Consider the following 24,845-nt stretch of genomic DNA (forward strand, 5'->3'; position numbering starts at 1 on the left):
ATAAAAATGCAATCACAAAAAAAGCATCCACAGTTGTTCAGTTTTGAGTTTTATCCGCCCAAATCAGAAGAAGGCGCCGCAAACTTACAGGTGGTGCATGGCAAACTGGCTAAACTCAACCCGGACTTTTTTTCAGTTACCTTCGGTGCAGGCGGTTCGACTCGCGATAAGACTTTCGAATCAGTTATCGAGATTCAGTCTAAGGGAATTGCCGCGGCACCGCATTTATCCTGTGTGGCATCGACCAAAGATAATATTCGCGAGATCCTGAAACGCTACCAGGACCATGGCATATCAAAAATCGTGGCCTTAAGAGGCGATCTGCCGTCCGGCATGCTGTCAGCCGGTGAATTCCGGTATGCCAACGAGCTGGTGGAATTTATCCGGCAGGAAACTGGGGATCATTTTCAAATTCATGTGGCCGCCTATCCGGAAGTACATCCTCAGGCCATAAGCGGCGACCAGGATTTTAAAAACTTCAAGCGCAAAGTCGAAGCCGGCGCCAACGCGGCTATTACGCAGTATTTTTATAATGCCGAAGCGTATTTTTATTTTATTGACCGGTGCGAGAAAAACGGTATCGATATTCCTATCGTGCCCGGTATCATGCCAATTACCAATTATTCGCAATTATTCAGATTTTCAGAAATGTGCGGTGCCGACATCCCTCGCTGGATGAGAAAACGACTGGAATGTTTCGGCGATGACCGCAAGGCTATACAGGCTTTCGGCATTGAGGTGGTGACGGCGCTTTGCCAGCGTTTGCTCGATAGTGGCGCGCCGGGTCTGCATTTTTATACCATGAATCAGTCCGGCCCGACATTGGCTATCTGCGAAAATCTGCATATCGGGCAGGCTGAATAAGGCTCTGCTCGCGCCTGTTCATGACCAACCGGACATTTTCCGATCGTGACTTATCTGTTTTGTGGCATCCATGCACACAAATGAAAGATCATGAAGCGTTCCCGATTATTCCAATAAAAAAAGGCCGCGGCGTTTGGCTCGAAGACTTCGACGGCAACCGCTATCTGGATGCTATCAGCTCCTGGTGGGTCAATTTATTCGGACATGCCAATCCCATTATCAATGCCGCGATAAAAGATCAGCTCGATACGCTGGAGCACGTGATTCTTGCAGGCTTCACGCATGAAGCGGCTGTCAGCCTGGCCGAAAAGCTGGTCGAGATCACACCCCAAGGGCTTACTCGGTGTTTCTATGCCGATAACGGTTCCTCGGCCGTAGAAGTCGCGCTCAAAATGAGCTTCCATTACTGGCGCAATCTCGGTCAGACGCAAAAAACAAAATTCATCACGCTGGAAAACAGCTATCACGGCGAAACCCTGGGGGCTCTGGCAGTCGGCAATGTACCGCTATATAAGGAAACGTATGGTCCCTTACTGATGGATGTTATTACGGTGCCAGGTCCAGACTGTTATTATCGGGAGCCCGGTGAATCCTGGGCGGATTATTGCATACGCCGGTTCTCACTCATGGACGCAACACTTGCTCAACATGCCGATACAGCCTGTGCCGTCATCGTCGAGCCTTTGGTGCAGTGCGCCGGCAACATGCGGATGCATGATCCCGTCTACCTGAAATTGCTGCGCGAGGCTTGCGATAAATACAACGTGCATCTGATTGCCGATGAAATAGCGGTCGGCTTTGGCCGGACAGGTTCGCTGTTCGCCTGTGAGCAGGCCGCGATCACGCCAGACTTCATCTGTCTATCCAAAGGCTTGACCGGTGGTTATTTGCCTTTGTCAGCCGTCCTGACTACCGATCAGGTCTATCGAGCCTTCTATGATGATTATCAAAAGTTGGCGGCCTTTTTGCATTCCCACAGTTATACCGGCAATGCCCTGGCCTGTAGGGCCGGTTTGGCAACCATAGCTATTTTTCAGCAGCAAAATATCATAGAGAAGAACAAAAAATTGGCCGGGACGATGGCTAAGGCGGCGGCGCGCTTCAGCGAGCATCCGCAGGTGGCGGAAGTCAGACAGATTGGCATGATATTGGCTATTGAATTGGTCAAAAACAAACAGACGCGGGAGCCCTATCCCTGGCAGGAACGCCGCGGTCTACGGGTTTATCAGTATGCGTTATCCAAAGGCGTCTTATTGAGACCTTTGGGCAATGTCATTTATTTTATGCCTCCCTATGTGGTGACCGAGGACGAGCTTTGGCTGATAGCGGATGTGGCCTGGGCTGGCATACAACAGGCTGTTCAGGATTAATCATGCGTATTTCACGATTATATATACCAGTAGATCTGGCCGAAGGTCGGCAAATAATACTCAATGAGGATAGCGCGCATTATGTCAGGACGGTACTGCGGCTGAAGAAAGATTTACAGATCATTTTGTTTAACGGCAATGGCGGTGACTATCTATGTAAATTGGTCGAAGTCAGCCGCAAGCAGGTTCTGGTCGATGTGCAGCATTGGCTGGACCGCAGTGTCGAGTCGCCGTTAAAGGTAATCTTCGGTTTAGGCATTTCGCGCGGCGATAGGATGGATCTTTCGGTGCAAAAAGCCGTGGAGCTTGGTGTTAATGCCATGACACCGCTACTGACCGAACGTTGCGTTGTGCAATTTAAAGGCGAAAAAAAACACCAGCGCTTACAGCACTGGCAAAAAATAGTCCAGCATGCCGCCGAGCAAAGTGGCAGAACGCTACTGCCTGAATTAGCCGATATCGAGCATTTGTCGAATTGGGTGGATAAACAAAGCGGTTTGAAGGTTTTTCTAGATCCGTATGCTGAAGTATCTTTAGCCGATCTAAAACCCGAAGACATGAAAGTCACATTGCTGTCCGGCCCTGAAGGCGGTTTTTCTGATCAGGAGCGGGAATTTGCGAAAGCGGCGGGCTTTATTCCGGTACGGTTAGGCGGCCGGATATTAAGAACAGAAACGGCCTCATTGGCCGCATTATCGGCCGTGCAGATGCTGTGGGGCGATTTCGGTAGTTGGAAATGATCAAGACTATTTATTACGCCCTCGTGCCGCTGCTAGTTCTGCTAGGAGCTATCTTTATAGCTTGCCTGGTTGGTTATTTTGTCGCGCTGGGTATTGGTGATCAGTTCACGATAAATAAAATAATTCATAAGTTGGCGCAGCTCTTTCTGGTGCTGAGCATTTTTCCGGCCATGGCCTATTTCAAATTCAAAAAAACCGATATCGGCTTTGCCGGCAAAGCTGTTTTTTTAAAGCAACTGCTGCAGGGTTTCGGGCTCGGCTTTGTAACCTTGATGCCGGTTGTTATTGTACTGTATGGGCTCGGCGTCAATGTTATCGATCAGAGTCAAGGCTGGACAGTCTCGCTGCTGGTAAAGAAAATGACGCTGTCATTATTGCTGGCACTGATTGTCTCCTGGATTGAAGAGCCCCTGTTTCGCGGCATACTGTTGACGGGACTGAAGCGCAAAATGTCCGTCATCACTGCCGTTATCATTAGCGCCATCTACTATGCGATGCTGCATTTTCTAGACAGCGACACCAATATTTCATACCAGGATCTGACGCTATTGAGTGGGTTTAAACTGCTGGGTGAGGCGTTCGCCAATCTTTTGAATCCAGACATTCTGTCGGCATTCTGGGCCCTGGTCATGGTCGGTATTTTTTTGGGCGTTCTCAGGACAGAGTTCAAAGCCAGCCTGGGCTTATGTATCGGTTGTCATACCAGTTGGGTCTGGCAGATTAAGATGAGCAAGAGTCTGTTCAATACCAATTTCAGCTCGGAGTATCTTTATCTGGTCAACAGATACTATGACGGCTTGATTGGGCCTCTGGTGACCGGCTGGCTCAGTCTGGCGATACTCGGGTATCTTGTTTACCGGCAGATTAACAAGCCCGCATTCATTAATCCCTGAAGTTGATGAACTGTAGCGGCATGTCGATTTTTTCATCCCTGATCATCTGAATCACTTCCTGCAGGTCGTCCCTTTTCTTACCAGTTACCCTGACCTGATCGCCTTGAATAGCGGCCTGGACTTTCAGTTTTTTGTCCTTGATCAATTTGACGATTTTTTTCGCTAATGCCGAATCCAGACCTTGTTTCAGTGTAATCTCCTGACGCATGCCTTTGCCGCTAGGTTTGGGATCGGCAACGTCCATGCAGGCGATATCGATACCGCGCCTGCTGAGTTTCGAGCAGGCGATACTGAACATTTGCTGTAACTGAAACGTGGATTCAGAAATCATGGTCAGTTTGTCATCATTCAATTCAAAGCTTGAATCTGTGCCTTTGAAATCAAAACGGGCGCTGATTTCTTTATTGGCCTGATCAACGGCATTTCTAACTTCGTGTTTATCAAATTCGGAAACGATGTCAAATGAAGGCATGGTGTATGATTAAGTCAGAAAATTTTTACTATAATTCGATTGAGTTCATTATTCAACTGCAATAAATTCCACCACTGCCTTAATTCTTAAACGACGTATGGCTTCGCCGATTTCAGCGCCTTGAAGATTGCTCTTTAAAATTGCCGAGGTGTCCACCGATGCAGCGGCTTTGGCCGCGCCTTTTATGTAATCAGCCTGAGGATAAGGATTGTTCTCATGATTTATTCGGCCTTTGGCATCGGCTTCACAAGCCAGCAAGAAATGATCCAGCTTGTTGTTAGTCGATTTAAAAGCGCCTAAATCTGCCAGCATGTCCGTTAAGGTCGAAGCGCGCAATTCAAATACCCGATGGCAGTGCGTGTGATGGCGCATAACCAGCCAGGCCAGCGATTTGAATGAATTGGGCACACGCAGACGGGCACATAAATTCTCCAATATAGGCAGGCCGTTTTTTTCATGATGATAATGATGCGGCCAATTTTCCTTGGGCGATACGGCCTTGCCGAGATCATGCGCTAGGGCTGCAAATCTGACCTCAGGGCTCGAAGATAATGCCGCGGCTTGCTCCAGGCAGAGCATAACATGAACGCCGGTATCGATTTCAGGGTGATGCTTTTCCGGTTGCGGCACGCCGAATAGGTTATGAATTTCAGGAAAAATTCTCTCCAGTGCAGAACAGTCTTTTAGCGTATAAAAAAAAGCGGAGGGTGATTTTTCGTTAAGTGCTTTGAATAACTCCGCCCACACGCGTTCCGGCACGAGGTGATCGACTTCTCCATCCGTCACCATTTGCTGCATTAGCTCCCGGGTTTCTTCAGCCAGCGTGAAGCCGAGGTGGCTGTATCGGGCTGCAAAACGGGCTACACGCAGTATGCGCACAGGATCTTCGGCGAAAGCGGGCGATATATGACGGAAAGTGCGGTTTTCAATATCATCTTTGCCTCCGTAGGGATCAATGATTTCGCCCTTTGGCGTCATCGCGATCGCATTGATCGTCAAGTCACGGCGCATTAAGTCTTGTTCCAGGCTGACATCGGGAGACGCATGAACGACAAAACCTTTATAGCCAGGAGCGGTTTTTCTTTCGGTTCTGGCTAACGCATATTCTTCACCGCTTTGCGGATGTAGAAATACAGGAAAATCCTTGCCCACCGGGCGAAACCCTTTTTTTACCATTGAATCAGGCGTTTCACCGATGACGACCCAATCCCTTTCCTTGACAGGGTAATTGAGTAGTTTGTCGCGTACGGCGCCACCTACCAGAAATGTTTTCATCACGTTACACAAGCGCTCTATTAATGTTGGACTTAGAATAGCACAATCAGTGATTATCGAACGCTGGCAGTTATTTATAGAGGACAATAATGATATTTTTCTTGTTGAGTGTGATATTAGGGATGGTTTCCGGAGTGCTGGCCGGTCTTTTCGGCATTGGAGGCGGAATGGTCATTGTGCCGGTTCTGGTTTTGCTATTTGTTATGCAAGGTATTCCTAATGATCTGATCATGATTATGTCGGTGGCAACTTCGTTGGCGACGATAATCGTCACCTCGACAGCATCTGTGCTGGCACATCATCGTTTAGGCTCTGTAGTCTGGAGAAAAGTGCTCCGATTGGCGCCGGGTATTATGGTCGGATCGGCGCTCGGGGCTGTAGTAGCGGACCAAATAGACGCTGATGTATTGCGCTATATCTTTATCGTGTTTTTACTGTATGTCGGTGTGCAAATGGCTCTTCAGATAACACCGACACCCGGAGCGGTAAAGGAATCGAAAGTGCTGGATTTTAGCGTGGCGAACCTTATCGGCTTGATGTCGTCGATAGTAGGGATAGGCGGAGGGACGCTAACCGTGCCTTATCTGGTGCGTTGCCGGTATGCTATGCGTAATGCAGTGGCGATATCAAGCGCTTGTGGTTTGCCGATAGCTGTGGCGGGTACCATCAGTTATATTGCATTGGGCTGGGATCAAACGCAGCTGCCGGAATGGAGCTTGGGCTATATCTATTTGCCTGCTTTTTTGGGCATCAGTCTGGGCAGCTTTCCTACGGCTCCGGTTGGCGCCAGGCTTGCTCACCAGCTGCCGGCACAGAAATTAAAACGCTATTTTTCGATTTTGATTTTTTTAATGGCGGCTAAATTGATTTGGTATTAGTAGCTATAGCCGCAAGCACTGCCAAGCGTAAGCCAACTATGGATAGGCATTTCGGATTTTTGATTCAGAATGCTCTTAGGGTAGTAATCAAGTATGCTTGATTGATGCGTTTTTGTATGATTGCTTTAACTCCTCTCCCAAGGCAGGAGAGGAGCATAAAGGTAACTGCCTGAGCTATTGGATTTATTTAGCTACGGCTTGAGTTGCTGGTAAAGTTGCAGCAATTGCCTTCTCTCCATGGCCACAGTCAGGATGCTCAAAGCCTGCTGCACCAGCACCAGTGTCGCCGGTATAAATGATCTGGTCATTCTTAGCGGCATTCGGGCCTGCTGGCACAAAGTCCAGGTTGGCGGCATGACGCATACGCCAGGCGATATTATGGTCTGCGCATGATGAATCGCCGCTTACGCCAACGGCGCCTAAGAGCGCGCCGTTGGCATCATAAAGTGCCAAGCCGCCGCCAAATACATTAACGCCGCCAATTTTTTTGCCGACCATAGCATCATCAACTGTGCCGTAATCTACCGCATCGCCAGCATAGGCAATGCTTGTATCCACAGGATTACTGTGCTGCAAGCCGAACAGGCTGCCGCCATCTTGAGTTGCCTGATGCAGATTTGCCGTGGACAAGGCAAATTGAGGCAAGCTAAAACTGTTGGCTGTATTAGCTTTTTGTGCCGAAATGACGCGGCTGCCAGGCCATTGGGCTCCGCTATCGCCGCCAGATCGAGCTACTGCACAGACCACGCCGGCCCGGTTGACAACCGTTGCCCACATGTCGAAATCGAAACCACCGTTCTCCTGGTTTCTAGCATCTTTTAATAGCGTTTCTAATTGATTATGAATAAACGCCCTAGATGCAGCATCCGGGCAAATATCGACCGGCTCTGCCGCATTAGAGGTAATAGAAGTCAGTGCAAGTGTGCAGCCTAGCAGTAAGCTTTTAGATTGAGTTAATTTTTTCATAAATGTATCAGTAATTATTGTTAGTATTGCGGTGCAGGGACTTAAATTACGGCACTTTTTTATTTTAGTGTCAATAAATCAAGCGATGCTAAAATAGCCTAACCACAGGAAGCAATCAATAGCTTAATTATAGAAAGAAACCCTATGATTTTCGGGTTATAAGCTATGCTCAGGGTAAATCGCTCTGTTCCATAAAGAACTCTGCTTAGCCATCTATTTTGATTGGTTCTTGTCCTGGTTTATATGCTGAAGCATTCCGTAATATAACCGAGATTCAGGGCGCTACACCTTTGTGAGAATATGTCAAGAAATTAAATTATAATATGGCGATTATTTGCAGTTAGTGCTATAGTGTCGTGTTAAATTAAGGCTTTTAGGTGTGGTTTATGCAAATTATTCAGGAAGCGCTCACGTTTGATGACGTTTTATTAGTGCCCGCGCACTCGACTGTGCTGCCACGAGATGTAGAAATGAAAACGCAATTGACACGTGACATTGCGCTGAATATTCCTCTGGTTGCAGCGGCTATGGATACCGTGACAGAGGCACGACTTGCGATTGCCATCGCTCAGGAAGGCGGCATAGGCATCATTCATAAGAATATGACAGCCGAACAACAGGCACGGGAAGTTAGTAGCGTTAAAAAGTATGAGAGCGGAGTAATCAAAGATCCGATTACCGTTTCGCCAGATACCAGTATTCGGGACGTTATTAAGTTAACGCGGGCTAAAAATATTTCCGGCGTGCCGGTAGTCAATGGCGATGAACTGGTCGGTATTGTGACAAGTCGTGATTTACGTTTTGAAACGCGTTTTGATGAATCCGTCTCTAAAGTCATGACGCCTAAAGAGCGTTTGGTTACGGTTAGTGAAAATGCCGATCGTAAAGAAGCGATTGCGCTGTTGCATGAACATCGCATTGAAAAAGTACTGGTCGTGAATGATGCATTTCATTTGCGGGGTATGATTACCGTAAAAGATATTCAGAAAGCCAAGGATTATCCATTGGCCTGTAAGGATGAACATGAAAGGCTGCGAGTCGGCGCCGCGGTTGGCACCGGGCATGGCACGGAAGAGCGTGTGGCTGCGCTGGTGGCGGCTGGTGTCGACGTTATTGTTGTCGATACGGCGCATGGTCATTCGCAAGGTGTTTTAGACAGAATTCGTTGGGTTAAAAAGAATTATCCCGGCGTTCAGGTCATCGGCGGCAATATCGCTACCGCGGAAGCGGCGCGTGCATTGGTTGAAGCCGGTGCGGATGGCGTCAAGGTCGGCATTGGGCCGGGCTCTATTTGCACAACGCGCATTATTGCCGGCGTTGGTGTGCCGCAAATTACAGCGGTCAGTAATGTGGCTGATGCCTTGAAAGGTACCGGTGTGCCTTTAATTGCTGATGGCGGTATCCGTTATTCCGGTGATGTCGCTAAAGCGCTGGCTGCAGGTGCGCATGCAGTGATGCTGGGCGGGCTCTTTGCCGGCACCGAAGAGGCGCCTGGTGAGATCGAGCTATTTCAGGGGCGTTCCTATAAATCCTATCGTGGTATGGGCTCTCTGGGCGCGATGTCGCAGCAGCAAGGATCGAGTGACCGCTATTTTCAGGAAGAAACCGAACTGGTCGAAAAACTGGTACCGGAAGGCATTGAAGGTCGGGTGCCGTATAAAGGTAGTATGCTCGCTGTTATTCACCAACTATTGGGCGGCGTGCGTGCCAGCATGGGCTACACAGGCAGCCAAACTATCGCCATCATGCATGAAAGGGCGCAGTTTGTGCGTGTGACCAGTGCCGGCATGAGAGAGAGTCATGTACATGATGTGACCATTACAAAAGAAGCGCCCAATTACCGCCTCGATTAAACGTCGGCGAGATAAAGATACACTGTTGGGGCTCTCAGGAGCCCCTTGTTTTTTAAACGAATATAACTATCGAGTTTTACTGTGAAGCAGCAACAGTCCGCGAATATTCATTCGCACAAAATCCTCATTTTAGATTTCGGCTCGCAATATACCCAGTTAATCGCGCGGCGAATTCGCGAAATCGGCGTTTACTGTGAAATTTATTCCTGCGAATGCAGTGTGGAAGATGTTGAGCAATTTGCGCCAAACGGCATTATTTTATCGGGCGGTCCTGAGACAGTAACCAGCGGCGATACGCCGAGAGCGCCGCAGATCGTGTTTGATCTGGGTGTGCCTGTATTGGGCATTTGTTACGGCTTACAGACTATGACCGAGCAGTTGGGCGGCAAGGTTGAGTCTTCTGATCACAGAGAATTCGGTTATGCGCAAATCAGAGCGCGCGGCCATTCTAAATTGCTGACCGGCATAGAAGATCATCTTTCTGAGGAAGGATATGGATTACTGGATGTCTGGATGAGTCATGGCGACCGTGTTGTTGCCTTGCCTGACGGATTCGTGCTGATTGCCAGCTCGGATGGGGCGCCCATTGCTGGCATCGCCAATGAAGAAAAAGCGTTTTACGGCCTGCAGTTTCATCCGGAAGTCACGCATACCAAGCAGGGCGGACGCATACTGTCCCGCTTTGTGTTGGATATCTGTGGCTGTGAGGCGTTATGGACGTCCAGCAATATCATAGAAGACAGCATTCGGTCCGTGCGCGCAACAGTCGGTAGTGATCGGGTCATTTTGGGGTTGTCCGGCGGAGTTGATTCATCGGTAGTGGCGGCGTTGCTGCATAAGGCCATAGGCGATCAGTTGACCTGTGTTTTTGTCGATACCGGCCTGTTGCGTTTACATGAAGGTGATCAGGTCATGGCGACTTTTGCCGAGCATATGGGGGTTAAAGTCATCAGAGTCAATGCAGAACAGCGATATCTGGACGCGTTGAACGGCGTTTGCGATCCTGAACAGAAACGCAAGATTATCGGCAATTTGTTCGTTGAAATCTTTGATGAAGAAGCGGCGAAATTAACCGACGCGAAATGGTTGGCACAGGGCACGATCTACCCCGATGTGATCGAGTCTGCGGGATCGAAAAGCGGCAAGGCGCACCTGATCAAGTCCCACCACAACGTCGGCGGACTGCCCGAGGATATGACCTTGAAGCTGGTCGAGCCTTTAAGGGAGTTGTTTAAGGATGAAGTGAGAAAGCTGGGGCTGGAGTTGGGACTGCCTTCGGAAATGGTGTTCCGTCATCCGTTTCCAGGGCCCGGTTTAGGCGTCAGAATTTTGGGTGAAGTTAAAAAACAGTATGCGGATTTGTTGCGTCAGGCTGATGCCATTTTCATCGAAGAGTTGTACCGGCATGATCTTTATGACAAAGTCAGCCAGGCTTTTGCCGTGTTCCTGCCGGTCAAATCCGTCGGCGTCATGGGCGATGGCCGCCGCTATGATTACGTCATTGCCTTGCGAGCTGTCGAAACGATTGATTTTATGACAGCGCGCTGGGCGCATTTGCCTTACGAGTTTCTTGATCTGGTTTCACGTCGCATTATTAACGAAGTGCCAGGGATTTCGCGAGTGGCTTATGATATATCCGGCAAGCCGCCTGCAACTATTGAATGGGAATAACGCAAGCATCGGATGAGGCGTGGATGCGCTATGCCATCAGGCTGGCGCAACGTGCTGAGCAACGAGGGGAAGTTCCGATCGGCGCTATCATTGTTAAGAATGATCAATGTATTGCCGAGGGCTGGAACACGCCGATAGCCACCCATGATCCAACTGCTCATGCCGAGATCATGGCTATACGTAAGGCAGGTGTTGCGCTGCAAAATTATCGGCTTTGTGATGCTACGTTATATGTCACGTTGGAGCCTTGTGTGATGTGTATGGGGGCGATCAGTCATGCGCGCATTAAGCGGCTGGTTTTCGGCGCATTCGATCCCAAGCGCGGCGCTGTCTGCAATGCTTTATCTCTGACCGACGCGAGCTTTTTAAATCATTGGGTCAATTGGACCGGCGGAACGTTGGAAGAGGAATGCAGGGAATTGTTAAAGGATTTTTTTCGCGCCAGGCGCTGAGGTTCATCCTCCTCTCTGGCTTAGGTAGCCAATAGGTGTTTCACAATGCCACGGCAAACCAAGGGCGATCCGTTTTCTGAATCTTACCTGATATTATCAGTATTTTGATTGAAAAATAACATGCGTTACCACCAGGGGGGGCGTATGGCGTTGCGTGATACCACAACCTTTGACTGCGTTGTGGTATTTACCAACTATTAACTTTGCGCGTTATTTGAAGCAAGGCTCAGGCATTTCATTAAATGCGCTGCTAACAAATACATTGAAAAGATTTTGCTCGAACACCGCCACTTTCGTCCAGAATCAGGAGATGCGCGTTATCGAAATTGCTTGTAAGTGTTGATCAGCGCATTAGTAGAGCAATCATGACTTTTGATGATTTCATCATTCTGAAGCTCGGGAAGTATGGCTTTGGCCAATATTTTTCCTAGCTCCACGCCCATCTGGTCAAAAGAATTGATGTTCCAGATCACGCCTTGAACAAAAATTTTGTGTTCATACAATGCAATCAATGAGCCCAATGTTTTGGGCGTCAGTTTCTTGAACAGAAACGCATTGGACGGTTTATTGCCCTCGAATACTTTCGAGGCGACCAGTACCGGATCAGCCTGTTCGGAAGGCGTCAGCTCCCGCTTAACTTCTTCGGCGTTTTTGCCTTTCATCAAGGCTTCAGGTTGCGCCAGGAAGTTTGAGATCAAAATGTCATGATGTTCGGGCAAGTGGTAGTGACTTTGTGCAGGCGCCAGAAAGTCACAAGGAATAAGTTTAGTACCCTGGTGTATCAGCTGGTAAAAAGCATGTTGACCATTGGTACCGGGTTGGCCCCAAATAATCTGGCCGGTACTGTAGTCAACTTTTTCGCCGTTCATATCGATGCTTTTGCCGTTACTTTCCATGTCGCCTTGCTGAAAGTAATCGGCCAAATAACGTAGGGATTGATCGTAGGGCAAAATAGCATGTGATTCGGCATTGAAAAAATTGTTATACCAGATGCCCAGCAAACCCATAATGACAGGGATATTTTTTTCAAAAGGCGTGCTGCGGAAGTGCTCGTCAACTTCATGCGCGCCTTGTAATAATTGCTCAAAGTTGTCCATGCCGACATACAGGGCAATGGATAGGCCTATGCTTGACCAAAGTGAATAGCGACCGCCAACCCAGTCCCAGAACTCAAACATATTGTTGGCATCTATTCCGAATTCGGCAATCTTGTCGACATCGGTTGAAATGGCGACAAAGTGCTTGGCAACCGCTTTTTGATCTTTCGCGCTATCCAGAAACCAGTTCCTTGCGGATTTTGCATTAGTCATGGTTTCATGGGTATTAAATTTCTTGGATGCAATAAGAAATAATGTTGTTTCAGGGGACAGACCTTTTAATGTTTCTATAAGATCGGCCTGGTCCACGTTGGAAACAAAGTGGACTTTTAATGTATCTTTGGCATAAGGCGTTAAAGCCGTCGAAGCCATTTTAGGGCCTAGATCAGATCCTCCGATACCAATGTTGACGATGTCGGTAATGGCTTTACCGGTATAGCCCTTCCATGTGCCTGAGCGAACGCTATCGCAGAAGGTGCGCATTTTAGCAAGCACCTTGTTGATCTGCGGCATGACGTCTTGCCCGTCCACATAAACCGGTTTATTGCTTCGGTTGCGCAAAGCGGTATGCAGAACGGCTCTATGTTCTGTGTTATTAATAGTCGCCCCGGAGAACATCGCCTGAATTTTTGATTCGAGCCCAGCGTATCTGGCAAGATCTATAAGTAGCGGCAGTGTTTGCTCAGTTATCCTGTTCTTGGAGTAGTCGAAAAGAATATCGTTAAAAGAAAGAGAGAACTTATTGAAACGATGACTGTCACCTTCAAAGCTGTCGCGCAGTGAATGCTTGTGTATTTGATGATAATGGTTTTGTAAGGCTTTCCAAGCTTCTGATGTGGTCAGAGATGACATTGTGCTGAGTTCCGGCTGAATAAAATTAGTATAAAATCTACGAAAAGGGCCCAATGATGGCAATAGAGCTATAAGGGCATTATCATTTGGTAACATTATACTTTTATAGGTCACGACTTTCCATCAATTCCTTTATTTGTCTGGGGCGATATGCTAGAGTTGCAAGTTGCTATGAGCCAAGATATAGAGCAAATACAGTTTTTATGAGCTCAAGCTATGTAAATAGGGTGGTTACATTTTTCCTAATAATAATAATTATTTATTTAGCAAAACTGGAAGGTAGTATGAATAGAGCACAATTGTTAAGAAGGGTTGTCCTGGGATTTCTGGGATTGTTTTTTTCTGCTTCGCTATGGGCACACGGCGGTGCGGCCGGTACCGATACCGACCAATGTAAATTTGAATTGGAACCGGATCATTGGATCCATTATACCGCTTATCAGCCTAAAGCATTTCCGGCTGAAGATTTTTGCGGCAATATTCCAAGTACCGATACATTGACTCAACTTGTATTCGATTATCAGGACGTCAGATACAGAAATATGGCGGTTGAGTTTGAAGTGACAAAAGAACCTGAAGGCACTCGGGTGTTTTTTCAAGAAGCTAAAAAACATAAATCCGGTACCGTGGTTTTGGCTCTGCCTAGTGGCGTGCCGGAAGTGGGCAAATATCTGATTCATATTACCTTGGTTCCAGATCAAGGCGACAGGTTGGATGCTCACATGAGCTTTATGGCTGGCAAAGGCCAGCAAGTAAGTAGCGGTAACATGCTTTTATATGCGTTCTTTGTATTTGCAGGCTTATATGTGCTGTATTTGTCCAATGCAGGCTTCAAGCGTTTGATCGATGGAATGATAGCCAAGATTAAAAACGTCTGATCAATGACTGATAGCCACGATTAAAAGTTAATCGTAAAAAGCCAGATCTTAAAGTAGAGGAACTTCCTTAGTATCTTAGGGTCTCATTATGATGTTAATGCTATTTATGGCGTGGCTATCAGAATTTGCCCATGACAGGATCAACAAAATTAATATGCAGATAAAAACTTTTGAATGCAAAATGCCAGTTTGGCAAAATTTTGATCTGTCGCCTGGTCTAGGTGAAGTAGATGCAGCAGTTTATGTCGAACTGGAGCCAAGGCTGTCATAAAAAACAGTATCCAGGAATTTTTGGCAAGGGACATGCGTTCAGAATTTTTTCTGATCAGTTTTTATAATTCTTTGTAAAAACGTTTTGTTGATTTTTCTAATAAATGAGGAAACTTAGAATGGTGAAGTTGTTATCAGTGGCGATAATAAGCTTTCTTTTTTCCGTACCCGTCATGGCGGCAGAAGAGTATGAAGAGCATAATTCGCTCATGAATCATGGCGATGGCCACTTGATGGATATGGGGGGTGGCATGGTAATGGGGCAGAATGCCGATACACTGCCAGGCGGTTGTGAAGAAATATCTGAAACCAAGGAAATTACTGTCCACGCCGGCCATAAATTCGCTGAAAAATTTCCTGGCAGGATGTTCGCATTTGATACTCAGGAATTTAATTTCAAACCCTGCACCAAGTTGACGGTGCATTTTATTAATGACGATAATATCCGCCACCAATGGATGATGCATGGGTTGCCTAAATATTTGTATAATAAAGGCATGTTCCATCTGGAAGTAACAGGTCCTGCAAAGATTTCCGGTACATTAATTCTTCCTCCCGGCGATAAAACCTATCTGGTGCATTGCGATATTGCCCAACATATGGAAAAAGGCATGAAAGCCCAGCTGAAGGTTGGTAAAGGTGACGGGGATCTGCCGAGTATTCCAGGCGTGACAGATTATGTCATTCAGGACGATTATTCAGACATTCAGCCGATAACAGCCGCGGCTGTTGCTGGCAATGTAAGTGCTCAGGCCCCAGTTGTTGCCACAAAAAGTGCGCCTGCAGCCGCACAAAAACAAAAAGACGAATCGATGATTTCAGGAATGACTGTGATCGGTTTGGCGATCGGCTTGCTTCTGGCGCCATTTTTAGCGCGCAAATTTAAAGGCATGAGCGCATCGGAAATAGTGGCTTATGTTTTTGATTTATTGAGATCGGCTGTTGAGCTGATTGTAAAACTGCTGTCCGATTTGGTTAAGCTGGCCATTTCCAGTAAGAACAAGACATTGCCCGGAAACTAAATTCTGGCAATATAAAAACCCCTGTGCTCTTTTGGCTACAGGGGTTTTTTTTTGGGAGAAAGTAAGTGCAAGAGACGCTGGCTGGAATAGGGGGATTGTTTATTAGTGCCTTTATATCATCAACGATTGCTCCAGGAGGATCTGAAGCGGTTTTGGCTTATATGGTAGCGGAAGGCAGTTATAAGATTGAGCAATTAGTCATGATTGCTACTATAGGTAATACGTTGGGGGCTATGACGACGTGGGGGTTAGGCCTACTCGCCGCTAAAAAAATTCCTGTGGCTACGTTATTGTCAGAAAAGAAGCAGAAAGCGCTCGATGTAGTTAGAAGAAGAGGTGTTTGGGCATTATTTTTTTCATGGCTGCCATTGGTCGGGGATGCTTTGTGCTTTGCAGGTGGCTGGTTAAAGCTCCCTTTAATACCGGCTTGTTTAATCATTTTGTTGGGTAAATTTGCCAGATATGCTGCAATTGCCTGGGCATTTATATAAGGCTATGTCATAGACGAGTTTATGGTGAAGCTAAAATTAATTCGATGAGGTAAACGATGTTACGCCATTTTCCACCAGTTAATGGTGCTTATGCGCATAAAAAACGGGACTATTTTATAGCAGCCTTTACTTTTTTTTGCGTAGCGGTCTGTTTGATGACTGACGCCAATGCCACGCTGGAGAAACAAAATGCGCTGGGTGTTTGCGGATGGGTATTTTTAACAGGTTTACTGCTCGGCGAAAATAAGGAAGTTAGAATGCAGGTGGTCATTGCTATCATTTTTGCCACTATAGGTGAGCATTTTGCCTCGCCGTTTATGGGGGGGTATACCTATCGTTTCGGAAATGTGCCGGCTTATGTGCCGCCCGGTCATGGCATGGTTTATTTAACGGCGGTAGCGCTGGGGCGCTCAGGGCTGTTTTTAAGATATGCCAGAGAGATTGCTACGTTCGTAGTATTTACATGCGGTGCCTGGTCTGCCTGGGGCATTAGCGGCTATGCGGAACAGGGCGATTATGTAGGCGCTTTGCTGTTTTGTGTTTTTCTGATTTATCTTTTCAAGGGGCGTTCGCCCATGGTTTATCTTTCCGCCTTTTTCATAACGACTTGGTTGGAAATTATTGGCACGGCGGTGGGGACCTGGAAGTGGGCGGCTATCGATCCGGTATTGAGCTTGCCGCAAGGTAATCCGCCTAGCGGCGTTGCTGCTTGGTATTGCTTGGTTGATGCGGTAGCAATGGGAGGGGCTGTACCGCTATTAAGAGCACTGAAAACTATTAGTGTCCGCATTAAGCCGGGCAAGTCGCGAGAAAGCGCATATCAAGGAGCTGGCAACGAGTAATAAATTAGAAATGCTGATTGAGTGTATAAACGAATAGTTCAGCCAACTTGAGAGAAATCAATAATTAATAAAAAGAGCTGGCTCAAAAGTACTGATCCAGCCCTTTTTCTGCACGAATAAACTTCTGTTCATGCAGGCGTTCCATGAGCCTTTGAAAGTTTTTATCATGCTGGCTTTGATCATTTTGCCGATGCCACAGGTGTAAAACAGATACGGCAAACCGGCCTTCTTTACGTTTGATGCCTTTATGTATCAGGCGAATCACCAAATCAGAATCTTCATAACCCCAGCCTTGAAAAAGCTCGTCAAAACCATTAACTTCGATAAAATCATCTTTCCACATGGCCAAATTACAAGTCATGGCTTTTTGCCAGCGGAGCGGGTGAATCAGGCGTAGCGGTCCCATGGGCAGGCGTATTAGAGGCGTGATTCTATTTATATTGCCTGTAATCCAGCGGGAGATAAAATAAGTTGCTGATTGATTATGAAGAGAGATTCTCTCGTTCAGGATTCTTTGAGTGAAGTTTTTCGTTAAAAGCATGCGATTGCCGGGGACAAAGTAGTCCTTAGTGGCTAAACGGCGGTGGGCTTTTATAAAATCCGGAAAAACAACGCAGTCACCATCGATAAAAATCAGATAATTGCCTTGGCTACAAGCCACTGCTTTATTTCGGATAGTGCCGGCTCTAAAACCTTGATCTTCATGATGAATATGTTTTACTGGTATTGAGTTATTAGCGTAACGATTTCTTATCAGTTCCGCAGTCGCATCCGTTGAGCCGTCGTCAGCAACAAGAATTTCGAAATTTTGATCTTCTTGGCTTAATAGGCTTTGTAAACTGGCATTTAGCGCTTCCGGCCAGTTATAGGTCGTGACAATGACAGAAATCAAACTCACTTCTTCGGCTCCTTGCTCCGTTGCATATTCAGCAGCTTTAGATACTTATAATATGTGCCCTCAGCATTGGATATGGCGAGCATGAGTCCTTGCTGTCCATCCAGAAAAGCGGCTTTTACGCAGTAAGTACGAAAAAAAGTCCAGAGCCCTTTAACTATTGCCTGGCGCAATGTGGTTCTTTTTCCGGCCTGGTACAGTTTTTCAGCGCCTAGCGACGAATAATTGTTGATTTTGTGCAGGACTTCTTCAGGGTTTATAAAAGCTTCATGAATTAGCGGTGCCTTTAAGCGTTGAACAGTTCCATCGACAATAATACGCTCATGAACCAGATCTTCGGTGAAATGTCCGTGTTCGCGTTGAAATAAACGCAGGACATAATCGGGCCACCACCCGCCATGCTTGATTTGTTTGCCGCAATAGCTTGAAAGACGTGGTATTTCAAAGCCATTGATATGAGTCTGGCTTATCGCCTGCTCAATTTCTTTTCTCAACTCGGGCGTCACTTGTTCGTCGGCATCGATGGATAAGACCCATGGCTGAGTTGCTTTATTGACGGCCCGCTGTTTTTGAATGCCGAAACCCGGCCAATCGGTCTCAAAAACCTTGTCGGTATAACGGCGGCAGATGGCGGCTGTATCGTCTTCACTGCCTGAATCCAGAACAATGATTTCATTCGCCCACGCGACAGACGACAAGCAGCGGGCAATATGCGCGGATTCATTTTTAGTGATGATAATTACGCTGAGCATGATTTTGTACTGGTCGACAGCGTTGCAAAGCATAGGGCTATCATAGTGGTAAACCAGTGCCCTTCAGTAAAGTCGAGTATTGTAGAATTAAAAAGACTGTTAACGGCAAGAGCTACCAATATGCCCTGAGCTAGCCACTTGTACTCATTTATCAGATTTAGCGAGTATCGATATTGGCTGAACAAGAAGGCTAAAAATAACAACAATCCGGCTATACCGGCCTGTACGGTAATCATCAAATATTCATTATGAGGATTGCTGGACGCAATGTCGGTCTTTGCCGCCACTCTACTGTATTCAGTAGGGTAGCTGCCAGTCCCATGGCCCAGCCAAGGGGCTTCAGAGATGAGCATTAGAGAGTGCTTCCAGAAAGTCAGTCTTTGTCCTTCGGACGTCTTTGTTTCGCCGTTTTCGGAATGCAGGTAGTTTTGAGTTTGTGAAAAGCCTTCATTGATACGACTGGCTCTATCGGAACAGGCTATGAAGGCTAAAAGTAGCATAACGGTAGCGGTAATAAGCAATACAGCCTTTTTTGTACTAAATCGCTGAATATAAAAAAGCAGCATCAATAGTAGAAAGATTAATTGACCGGTGCGACCGGAAACGAGAAAGAACAAATTGTGAATGCACAAGGCCAGCAAAGGAATGTAGAACAGGCTGTATTTGTTTGCTTGCAAGGATTTATGCGCACAGAAAAAGGCGAAAAAGGCAACTAAAAGGCTGTGAGTGATTCGATTCTTAATGGAAGGGTCTTTTGTCGGTTGCATATTATCGATCAAGCCGAAATGGATCGCATAAGAGCCAAGCAAGGTCATAACAGACGCAATAATAAAAGCATTCCATGCCCAATGTCGGGTAGATTCAGATTGGATGAATGGCGGCAGGATGGCCAGTAACAAAAGTTCACGATATTTACTGAGCGTGGTCAATGCATGCTCGGGTGGGGCTGTGCTGTAGGTGACTGCAAAGGTCAAACAAAAAAACAGTAATAAAGCAAATAAGGTCTGCGGATTTTGCTTTACAAAGTCTGGCAGGGTCATAAATTGAGCCGAGCTTATCCACAATAGCAGCAATGCGACAGAAAATACGACAGTTAGAGCGGTAGAAAAAGGCAGGGTTAATATCAGCAAAATGGCAATATAACCGCCAATACTGATCATTAATGGCTGAGATTGGAAATACAGTTCTTTAAAGGGCATGAGTCGTTTGTTGTTGGCGCTGCTCTTGATGCAATATTTGCAGAATGGTTTTTTTGATGGCTTCCGGGGTGATATTTTCCAGGCAAGCGCTGCGGCTTTGTCGATTTCGGTCGCAGCCTTCCTGATGGCAGGGCACACAATCGGCGATGCCCTGAATCAAATAAACGTTATTGACCCGCTGATCACCTAATTTCCGGAATGGATTTTCGTCACTGTTGTAATTGATCGGCCAAGGGGCCCATTTAACCGGATTCGTCGGGCCATAAAGCGCAATGACTGGGACGCCTGTAGCCGCAGCCAGATGCGTTATGCCTGTGTCGGGGCCGATATACAATTTTGCTTTGCCGATAAGATCGGCAAGTTGAGATATCGAGGTTTTGCCGGCCAAGTTTAATACCTCGGGCGATAATTGCCGATGGATTTGGTTTACATAATCAATTTCTTCCGGTGCAGGACCACCTGACAGCACAACCTTGCAACCTGAATTTTGAAGAAATTGCGCAGTTTCAACCCAGCCATTGATTGTCCATCGTTTATAATGCCACATTGGATAGGTATGAATAACGGCATAGTCTGAGTTCATTGAGAGAACGGAAGTTGACTGATTGTCAGGCGATTGCGGAGGGGTCAGCGTATAATTTCTAGGGGCGCCTACCAGGTCCGCCAGTTTTAATAGTTGTAGTACGGTGTGTGTGTTTTCATCATCAAATTCAGTCCAATATTGAACCAGGTGGCGTTTCCATGCGCCTTTTTGATCTTTTTTCGGCACCACGGCAACACGTTCAGGCGCGGCTAAAAATCCATAAATGAAAGGACGATCTCCGGTCTGTGTGATGACAGCCAGGTTGTATCTTCTAAATAATTGCGAAACAAGATGTCGGTAATCAGCACGCGTTGGACGCAAAGGCGTAGTTATTATACGGTTGATATCAGGGTTACCTTCCAAGATAGCGGCCGTATTGCTAAAAACCAAAACATCTATTTGTGCCTGCGAGTAGGCTTCGTGCAATGAACGCACTAATGGCGTTATCAGCAAGACATCACCAAGATGACGTAAGGCAATGACTAGTATTTTGGCAGGAGGCGGAGCTAGCGGTGGATGTTTTCTCATTCAATATTTGCGGTTTTGAACCATAGCAATACCGCTGTATTTTACAGTCTTGTCCCGGAAAGTATAGCCTGGGCTCCGGGTGAAACAGGCTGATAAGCGCCTCGGATGAAAGGGCATTACAGTTTTTTAGCTAAAGAATGGTAATATTTCACTCATTTAAACATCAGTTAGTACCTGCCGAAGCAGTGAATGGTATGAATTTTATAAAGTATGAAGAAAGAATCTGAAGCAAGTGTCCAAATATACAAGCGGTTATTGACCTATGTAAAACCGCATCGTAGTCTTTTTGCAATCAGTATTCTAGGTTTCCTGATTTATTCGGCTACCCAGCCACTATTTGCAGCATTGATCAAGCATATTATTGACACGCTGCAAACCGAAGTTCGCGAGGGCATGTATTATTTGCCGTTGTTGTTTAGCGGTTTGATCGTGGTGCGAGGACTAGGCGCTTATTTAGGCAATTATTTTCTGGCCAAAGTATCCTGTAATGTTGTGCATGCCCTGAGATGCGAAATTTTTGATCATTATACTCGCTTGCCTACCGCTTATTTCGATGCGAACAATAACGGTTACATGATTGCAAGAATCTCTAATAACGTTGGCGAGGTAACCAAGGCGACTACCGATGCGGTACGTACTTTCGTCAGGGAAGGTTTAACCGCTATAGGTTTATTGGGCTATCTGTTCTATTCAAACTGGATGTTATCGATGGTCTTCGTCGCCATAACGCCGATTATTGCGGTGCTGGTGAATTACGTCAGTAAACGGTTACGTAACATCAGCAAGAAAATCCAACAATCGATAGGTGATATAACACATATCACGTCAGAACTGGTAGGCGGTCATCGAATCGTGCGCAGCTATGGTGGCGAGGATTATGAGCGTCGGCGATTTCTGGAGAGCAGTTTGGATAATCGGCGGCAATCTCTGAAGCTCTCTACGACGCAGGCCGTGCATAATCCGATCATACAACTCATCATTGCCGTAGCACTCTCCTTTTTGATGTATATGGCGCTGTTTTTTATGGAGCAGTCCAGCACAGGTGAATTTGTAGGCTATCTGACAGCGGCATTTCTGTTGCCCAGACCTGTCAGGCAGTTAACTGAGGTTAATGGCGATATTCAAAAAGGCATCGCGGCGGCCGAGTCCTTGTTCGATGTTCTGGATGAGCCAACAGAGCAGAATGATGGTACTTATCAAATAGATAAATGTAAAGGCACGCTGGAGTTCAAAAATGTATCTTTCAAATATCCCGGAGCCAATGATCTGGCTCTGAAGAATATCAGCTTCAAGGCTAATCCGGGACAGACTATCGCATTAGTTGGTGCTTCCGGCGGTGGTAAAAGCACGCTGGCTAATCTGGTGTCCCGTTTTTATACCCATAAAAAAGGCGAGATATTGCTCGATGGTGTTGAAATCAATAAATACGAATTAGCGAATTTGAGGAAACAGCTGGCGCTGGTTAACCAGCAAGTCACTTTATTCAATGATACGATAGCCAACAATATCGCATACGGGGCGCTAGCAAACGCCGATAGAAGCAACATTATTGCCGCTGCAACCGATGCTTATGCCATGGAATTTATCAGTAAACTGGAGTTGGGGCTTGATACCGAAATAGGCGAGAACGGCGTCAAATTGTCGGGTGGGCAGAGGCAGCGATTAGCATTGGCAAGGGCGCTACTGAAAGATGCGCCAGTCTTGGTATTGGATGAGGCAACGTCGGCGCTGGATACCGAGTCGGAGCGTTTTATACAGGCGGCCTTGCAAACAATCATGCGCAATCGGACAACACTGGTGATAGCCCATAGATTATCAACCATAGAAAATGCGGATATGATTCTGGTTATCGATCATGGCCAAATTGTAGAAAGAGGTACGCATCAGGAGCTTATTAAAAAAAATGGGGCTTACGCTCGCTTGCATCAGATGCAGCACAGTAATGACCGAAAACAAGCGGTTGTCCATTAATTGCCTATCAATTCTTTTTTGGATAAAAACACAATTTTTAGCAGGGCTAAAAAAGTCTTTTGAAACTATGGGGAAAACTATTTTGAAAGCATTTATTTCTGAGCTTGAAGAGCACAGAGAAATGATGGCTCGTTTGGCCGACTGTTCCGAAGAAATTGAAGTGGGAGGAGATCTGCTGATCAAGACACTGAAACAGGGCGGAAAAATACTGTTATGCGGCAATGGCGGCAGCGCTGCTGACTGCCAGCATATTGCGGCAGAGTTGGTCGTCAGGTATGAAAAAAAACGGCGGGCGCTGGCGGCGATTGCCTTGACGACAGACAGTTCCATTTTGACGGCACATGCCAATGATTTTGAGTTTGAAACGGTTTTTTCACGTCAAGTGGAAGCTCTCGCCAATGAAAAAGATTGTTTGGTAGCCATTTCTACATCAGGTCGAAGCAAGAATATTCTGAAAGCGGTTGAAGTCGCCAAATTGAAAGGCATGGCAGTCATTGGTTTAACGGGCGGCGAGGGCGGCGAATTGTATCAACAGGCTACGCTCTCGGTCAGAGTGCCTTCGGCTGTAACGGCAAGGATTCAAGAGGCGCATATATTGATAGGCCACTGGTGGTGCGGAGTAATTGAGGAGGCAACAGATGTTGGCTGCGGCGCCTGAGTTCAGTCAGGCTCATATTATTGTCATGGGCGATGTCATGCTGGACCGCTACTGGTCGGGGCAGGCCGGCCGGATTTCGCCTGAAGCGCCTGTGCCGGTGGTTCGGGTTAAAAATATTGAAGATCGCATTGGCGGAGCCGGTAACGTGGCGCTGAATATTGCCAAATTAGGTGGTCAAGTGACATTGCTGGGTGTCATTGGTGATGATGCCGAGGGTGAGATTCTTCTGAGACTCTTGGAAAAGGAAGGCGTTACATGCGACTTTGTTGTCGAGCCTAATATTCGCAGCATCTGTAAATTGCGAGTTATGGCGCAGCATCAGCAATTGATTCGGCTTGATTTCGAAGAAACGCCGTTGCCGGTTAATAATGAAGCTTTATTGAAGCGACTCACGCGGTATTTGCCCAAAAGTGACGCAGTTGTTTTCTCCGATTACGGCAAAGGTACGCTGACACATGTTTCTGAATACATAACTCAAGCCAGGCAGGCAGGAGTTAAGGTGCTGGTTGATCCCAAGGGTGTTGATTACGAGCGTTATGCTCAGGCCGATGTCATAACGCCAAACCTGTCCGAATTACAGGCCGTCGTGGGTGTCTGCGGAGACGAAAACAGTCTGATTGAAAGAGGTCGATCTCTGCTGAAGCGGTACCAACTTGAGACGTTGTTGCTGACGCGCGGCGAGGCCGGTATGACGCTGATTCAGAATGCCCACGTGCATTCCTTGCCGGCTCAAGCCAAGGACGTGTTTGATGTAACCGGGGCTGGCGATACGGTTATTGCGGTCATGGCCTTAGGCGTGGCGATTGGCAAAACGTTGCATGATTCGATGTATTTGGCCAATCTGGCAGGCGGCATTGTCGTCGGCAAGCTTGGTACGTCTACCGTCTCCATGCTGGAATTAATGCGAGCTATGCATGGTGAGCGCGATTCGCAATACGGCATCGTTTCAGAAGACGAACTGGCCCAGATTATTGCCAGAGCAAAAGCCAATGGCGAACGGATTATCATGACCAACGGTTGCTTTGATTTGCTGCATGCCGGGCACGTCACTTATCTGGAACAGGCTAGGGCTTTAGGTGATCGGTTGATTGTTGCGGTTAATTCTGATGCATCAGTCAGGCAGCTTAAGGGCGATACGCGCCCAATTAACGGTCTGCAAGAGCGGATGATGGTACTCGCAGCATTGGCCTGCGTGGACTGGGTAGTATCATTCGACGAAGAAACGCCGGAACGTCTATATTGTAAATTATTACCGGATGTCATCGTTAAAGGTGGCGATTATCGGCCCGAGCAGGTAGCTGGCGGCGATTGCGTTATAAAAGCGGGAGGAGAAGTGAAAATTTTACAGTTTGTTGACGGTCAATCGACAACGG

General features: G+C 46.9%; 24 protein-coding genes (1 of these 24 only partly in view). 16 read left to right on the forward strand and 8 right to left on the reverse strand.

Features of this window, described 5'->3' with window-relative positions; all coding sequences use genetic code 11:
• The first annotated feature begins 6 nt into the window (after nucleotides 1-6).
• From metF to METLU_RS0118700, 4 genes are read left to right on the forward strand one after another with little or no spacing between them, the layout of a single operon-like run.
• On the forward strand, nucleotides 7-864 hold the full coding sequence (metF, locus tag METLU_RS0118685) for a methylenetetrahydrofolate reductase [NAD(P)H] (protein WP_027159555.1): 858 nt from the start codon (nucleotides 7-9) through the stop codon (nucleotides 862-864).
• A gap of 20 nt (nucleotides 865-884) precedes the next feature.
• Entirely contained in the window at nucleotides 885-2,234 is a 1,350-nt protein-coding gene (locus METLU_RS0118690) for an adenosylmethionine--8-amino-7-oxononanoate transaminase (RefSeq protein WP_027159556.1), read from the forward strand.
• A 2-nt stretch (nucleotides 2,235-2,236) separates the two neighbouring features.
• Nucleotides 2,237-2,974 carry a 16S rRNA (uracil(1498)-N(3))-methyltransferase gene (locus METLU_RS0118695; RefSeq protein WP_027159557.1) on the forward strand — a complete coding sequence of 246 codons (738 nt, stop codon included), beginning with the start codon at nucleotides 2,237-2,239 and terminating at the stop codon, nucleotides 2,972-2,974.
• Complete coding sequence (locus METLU_RS0118700) at nucleotides 2,971-3,867, forward strand: CPBP family intramembrane glutamic endopeptidase (RefSeq protein WP_027159558.1); 897 nt, start codon at nucleotides 2,971-2,973, stop codon at nucleotides 3,865-3,867. The genes METLU_RS0118695 and METLU_RS0118700 overlap by 4 nt, the downstream gene beginning before the upstream one ends.
• On the opposite strand, the gene METLU_RS0118705 is transcribed toward METLU_RS0118700, so the two are convergent.
• Nucleotides 3,857-4,339 (reverse strand): YajQ family cyclic di-GMP-binding protein, encoded by a 483-nt coding sequence (locus METLU_RS0118705; RefSeq protein ID WP_027159559.1) that lies wholly within the window; start codon nucleotides 4,337-4,339, stop codon nucleotides 3,857-3,859. The genes METLU_RS0118700 and METLU_RS0118705 overlap by 11 nt on opposite strands.
• A 48-nt stretch (nucleotides 4,340-4,387) precedes the next feature.
• Complete coding sequence (locus tag METLU_RS0118710; RefSeq protein ID WP_027159560.1) at nucleotides 4,388-5,614, reverse strand: multifunctional CCA addition/repair protein; 1,227 nt, start codon at nucleotides 5,612-5,614, stop codon at nucleotides 4,388-4,390.
• An 89-nt stretch (nucleotides 5,615-5,703) separates the two neighbouring features.
• Between METLU_RS0118710 and METLU_RS0118715 the strand changes: the two genes are divergently transcribed.
• On the forward strand, nucleotides 5,704-6,492 hold the full coding sequence (locus tag METLU_RS0118715; protein ID WP_036243283.1) for a sulfite exporter TauE/SafE family protein: 789 nt from the start codon (nucleotides 5,704-5,706) through the stop codon (nucleotides 6,490-6,492).
• A 183-nt stretch (nucleotides 6,493-6,675) separates the two neighbouring features.
• Here METLU_RS0118715 and METLU_RS25845 read toward each other — a convergent pair whose 3' ends face one another.
• The gene (locus tag METLU_RS25845) at nucleotides 6,676-7,458 is read right to left on the reverse strand and encodes a GlcG/HbpS family heme-binding protein (protein WP_036243286.1); all 783 of its coding nucleotides are present in this window, start codon (nucleotides 7,456-7,458) and stop codon (nucleotides 6,676-6,678) included.
• 386 nt (nucleotides 7,459-7,844) lie between these two features.
• Here METLU_RS25845 and guaB point away from each other — a divergent pair, with 386 nt between their 5' ends.
• The 3 genes from guaB (at nucleotide 7,845) to tadA (ending at nucleotide 11,434) form a co-directional block, all read left to right on the forward strand.
• Complete coding sequence (gene guaB, locus METLU_RS0118725) at nucleotides 7,845-9,311, forward strand: IMP dehydrogenase (protein WP_027159562.1); 1,467 nt, start codon at nucleotides 7,845-7,847, stop codon at nucleotides 9,309-9,311.
• A gap of 81 nt (nucleotides 9,312-9,392) precedes the next feature.
• On the forward strand, nucleotides 9,393-10,982 hold the full coding sequence (gene guaA / locus METLU_RS0118730; protein ID WP_027159563.1) for a glutamine-hydrolyzing GMP synthase: 1,590 nt from the start codon (nucleotides 9,393-9,395) through the stop codon (nucleotides 10,980-10,982).
• Entirely contained in the window at nucleotides 10,973-11,434 is a 462-nt protein-coding gene (gene tadA, locus METLU_RS0118735; protein WP_027159564.1) for a tRNA adenosine(34) deaminase TadA, read from the forward strand. Before guaA ends, tadA begins: the two co-directional genes overlap by 10 nt.
• A gap of 317 nt (nucleotides 11,435-11,751) precedes the next feature.
• Here tadA and pgi read toward each other — a convergent pair whose 3' ends face one another.
• A complete protein-coding gene (gene pgi, locus METLU_RS0118740; RefSeq protein WP_027159565.1) occupies nucleotides 11,752-13,383 on the reverse strand; it encodes a glucose-6-phosphate isomerase in 1,632 nt (543 codons plus the stop codon).
• 284 nt (nucleotides 13,384-13,667) lie between these two features.
• On the opposite strand from pgi, the gene METLU_RS0118745 reads away from it, so the two are divergent.
• The 5 genes from METLU_RS0118745 to METLU_RS0118765 all read left to right on the forward strand — a co-directional run bounded on the left by METLU_RS0118745 (nucleotide 13,668) and on the right by METLU_RS0118765 (nucleotide 16,886).
• The gene (locus METLU_RS0118745) at nucleotides 13,668-14,261 is read left to right on the forward strand and encodes a hypothetical protein (protein ID WP_027159566.1); all 594 of its coding nucleotides are present in this window, start codon (nucleotides 13,668-13,670) and stop codon (nucleotides 14,259-14,261) included.
• Nucleotides 14,262-14,349: 88 nt separating this feature from the next.
• A complete protein-coding gene (locus METLU_RS28790) occupies nucleotides 14,350-14,532 on the forward strand; it encodes a hypothetical protein (RefSeq protein WP_027159567.1) in 183 nt (60 codons plus the stop codon).
• Nucleotides 14,533-14,650: 118 nt separating this feature from the next.
• Complete coding sequence (locus tag METLU_RS0118755; RefSeq protein ID WP_027159568.1) at nucleotides 14,651-15,553, forward strand: cupredoxin domain-containing protein; 903 nt, start codon at nucleotides 14,651-14,653, stop codon at nucleotides 15,551-15,553.
• 65 nt (nucleotides 15,554-15,618) lie between these two features.
• Nucleotides 15,619-16,044 carry a YqaA family protein gene (locus METLU_RS0118760; RefSeq protein ID WP_027159569.1) on the forward strand — a complete coding sequence of 142 codons (426 nt, stop codon included), beginning with the start codon at nucleotides 15,619-15,621 and terminating at the stop codon, nucleotides 16,042-16,044.
• Nucleotides 16,045-16,100: 56 nt separating this feature from the next.
• Nucleotides 16,101-16,886 carry a hypothetical protein gene (locus tag METLU_RS0118765; protein WP_027159570.1) on the forward strand — a complete coding sequence of 262 codons (786 nt, stop codon included), beginning with the start codon at nucleotides 16,101-16,103 and terminating at the stop codon, nucleotides 16,884-16,886.
• Nucleotides 16,887-16,968: 82 nt separating this feature from the next.
• On the opposite strand, the gene METLU_RS0118770 is transcribed toward METLU_RS0118765, so the two are convergent.
• The 4 genes from METLU_RS0118770 to METLU_RS0118785 are packed head-to-tail and all read right to left on the reverse strand — an operon-like array spanning nucleotide 16,969 to nucleotide 20,843.
• Entirely contained in the window at nucleotides 16,969-17,784 is an 816-nt protein-coding gene (locus METLU_RS0118770; RefSeq protein WP_027159571.1) for a glycosyltransferase family 2 protein, read from the reverse strand.
• A complete protein-coding gene (locus METLU_RS0118775) occupies nucleotides 17,781-18,533 on the reverse strand; it encodes a glycosyltransferase family 2 protein (RefSeq protein WP_027159572.1) in 753 nt (250 codons plus the stop codon). Before METLU_RS0118775 ends, METLU_RS0118770 begins: the two co-directional genes overlap by 4 nt.
• Nucleotides 18,521-19,732, reverse strand: coding sequence for an O-antigen ligase family protein (locus METLU_RS0118780; protein ID WP_051300011.1), 1,212 nt, complete (start codon nucleotides 19,730-19,732; stop codon nucleotides 18,521-18,523). Before METLU_RS0118780 ends, METLU_RS0118775 begins: the two co-directional genes overlap by 13 nt.
• On the reverse strand, nucleotides 19,722-20,843 hold the full coding sequence (locus METLU_RS0118785; protein ID WP_027159574.1) for a glycosyltransferase family 9 protein: 1,122 nt from the start codon (nucleotides 20,841-20,843) through the stop codon (nucleotides 19,722-19,724). Before METLU_RS0118785 ends, METLU_RS0118780 begins: the two co-directional genes overlap by 11 nt.
• A gap of 210 nt (nucleotides 20,844-21,053) precedes the next feature.
• Between METLU_RS0118785 and msbA the strand changes: the two genes are divergently transcribed.
• The 3 genes in view from msbA to hldE are tightly spaced (each overlapping or abutting the next) and all read left to right on the forward strand, a layout consistent with a single transcriptional unit that may run on beyond the window.
• On the forward strand, nucleotides 21,054-22,814 hold the full coding sequence (gene msbA, locus METLU_RS0118790) for a lipid A export permease/ATP-binding protein MsbA (protein WP_027159575.1): 1,761 nt from the start codon (nucleotides 21,054-21,056) through the stop codon (nucleotides 22,812-22,814).
• Entirely contained in the window at nucleotides 22,786-23,472 is a 687-nt protein-coding gene (locus METLU_RS0118795; protein WP_231383650.1) for a D-sedoheptulose-7-phosphate isomerase, read from the forward strand. Before msbA ends, METLU_RS0118795 begins: the two co-directional genes overlap by 29 nt.
• Nucleotides 23,453-24,845, forward strand: partial view of a bifunctional D-glycero-beta-D-manno-heptose-7-phosphate kinase/D-glycero-beta-D-manno-heptose 1-phosphate adenylyltransferase HldE gene (hldE, locus tag METLU_RS0118800; protein ID WP_027159577.1) — the 5' portion only. 32 nt of this gene lie beyond the right edge of the window; only the first 1,393 of its 1,425 coding nucleotides appear in the window; its start codon is at nucleotides 23,453-23,455; its stop codon lies beyond the right edge, outside the window. Before METLU_RS0118795 ends, hldE begins: the two co-directional genes overlap by 20 nt.

This window comes from Methylobacter luteus IMV-B-3098 (genome assembly GCF_000427625.1).
Taxonomy (GTDB): Bacteria; Pseudomonadota; Gammaproteobacteria; order Methylococcales; family Methylomonadaceae; genus Methylobacter; species Methylobacter luteus.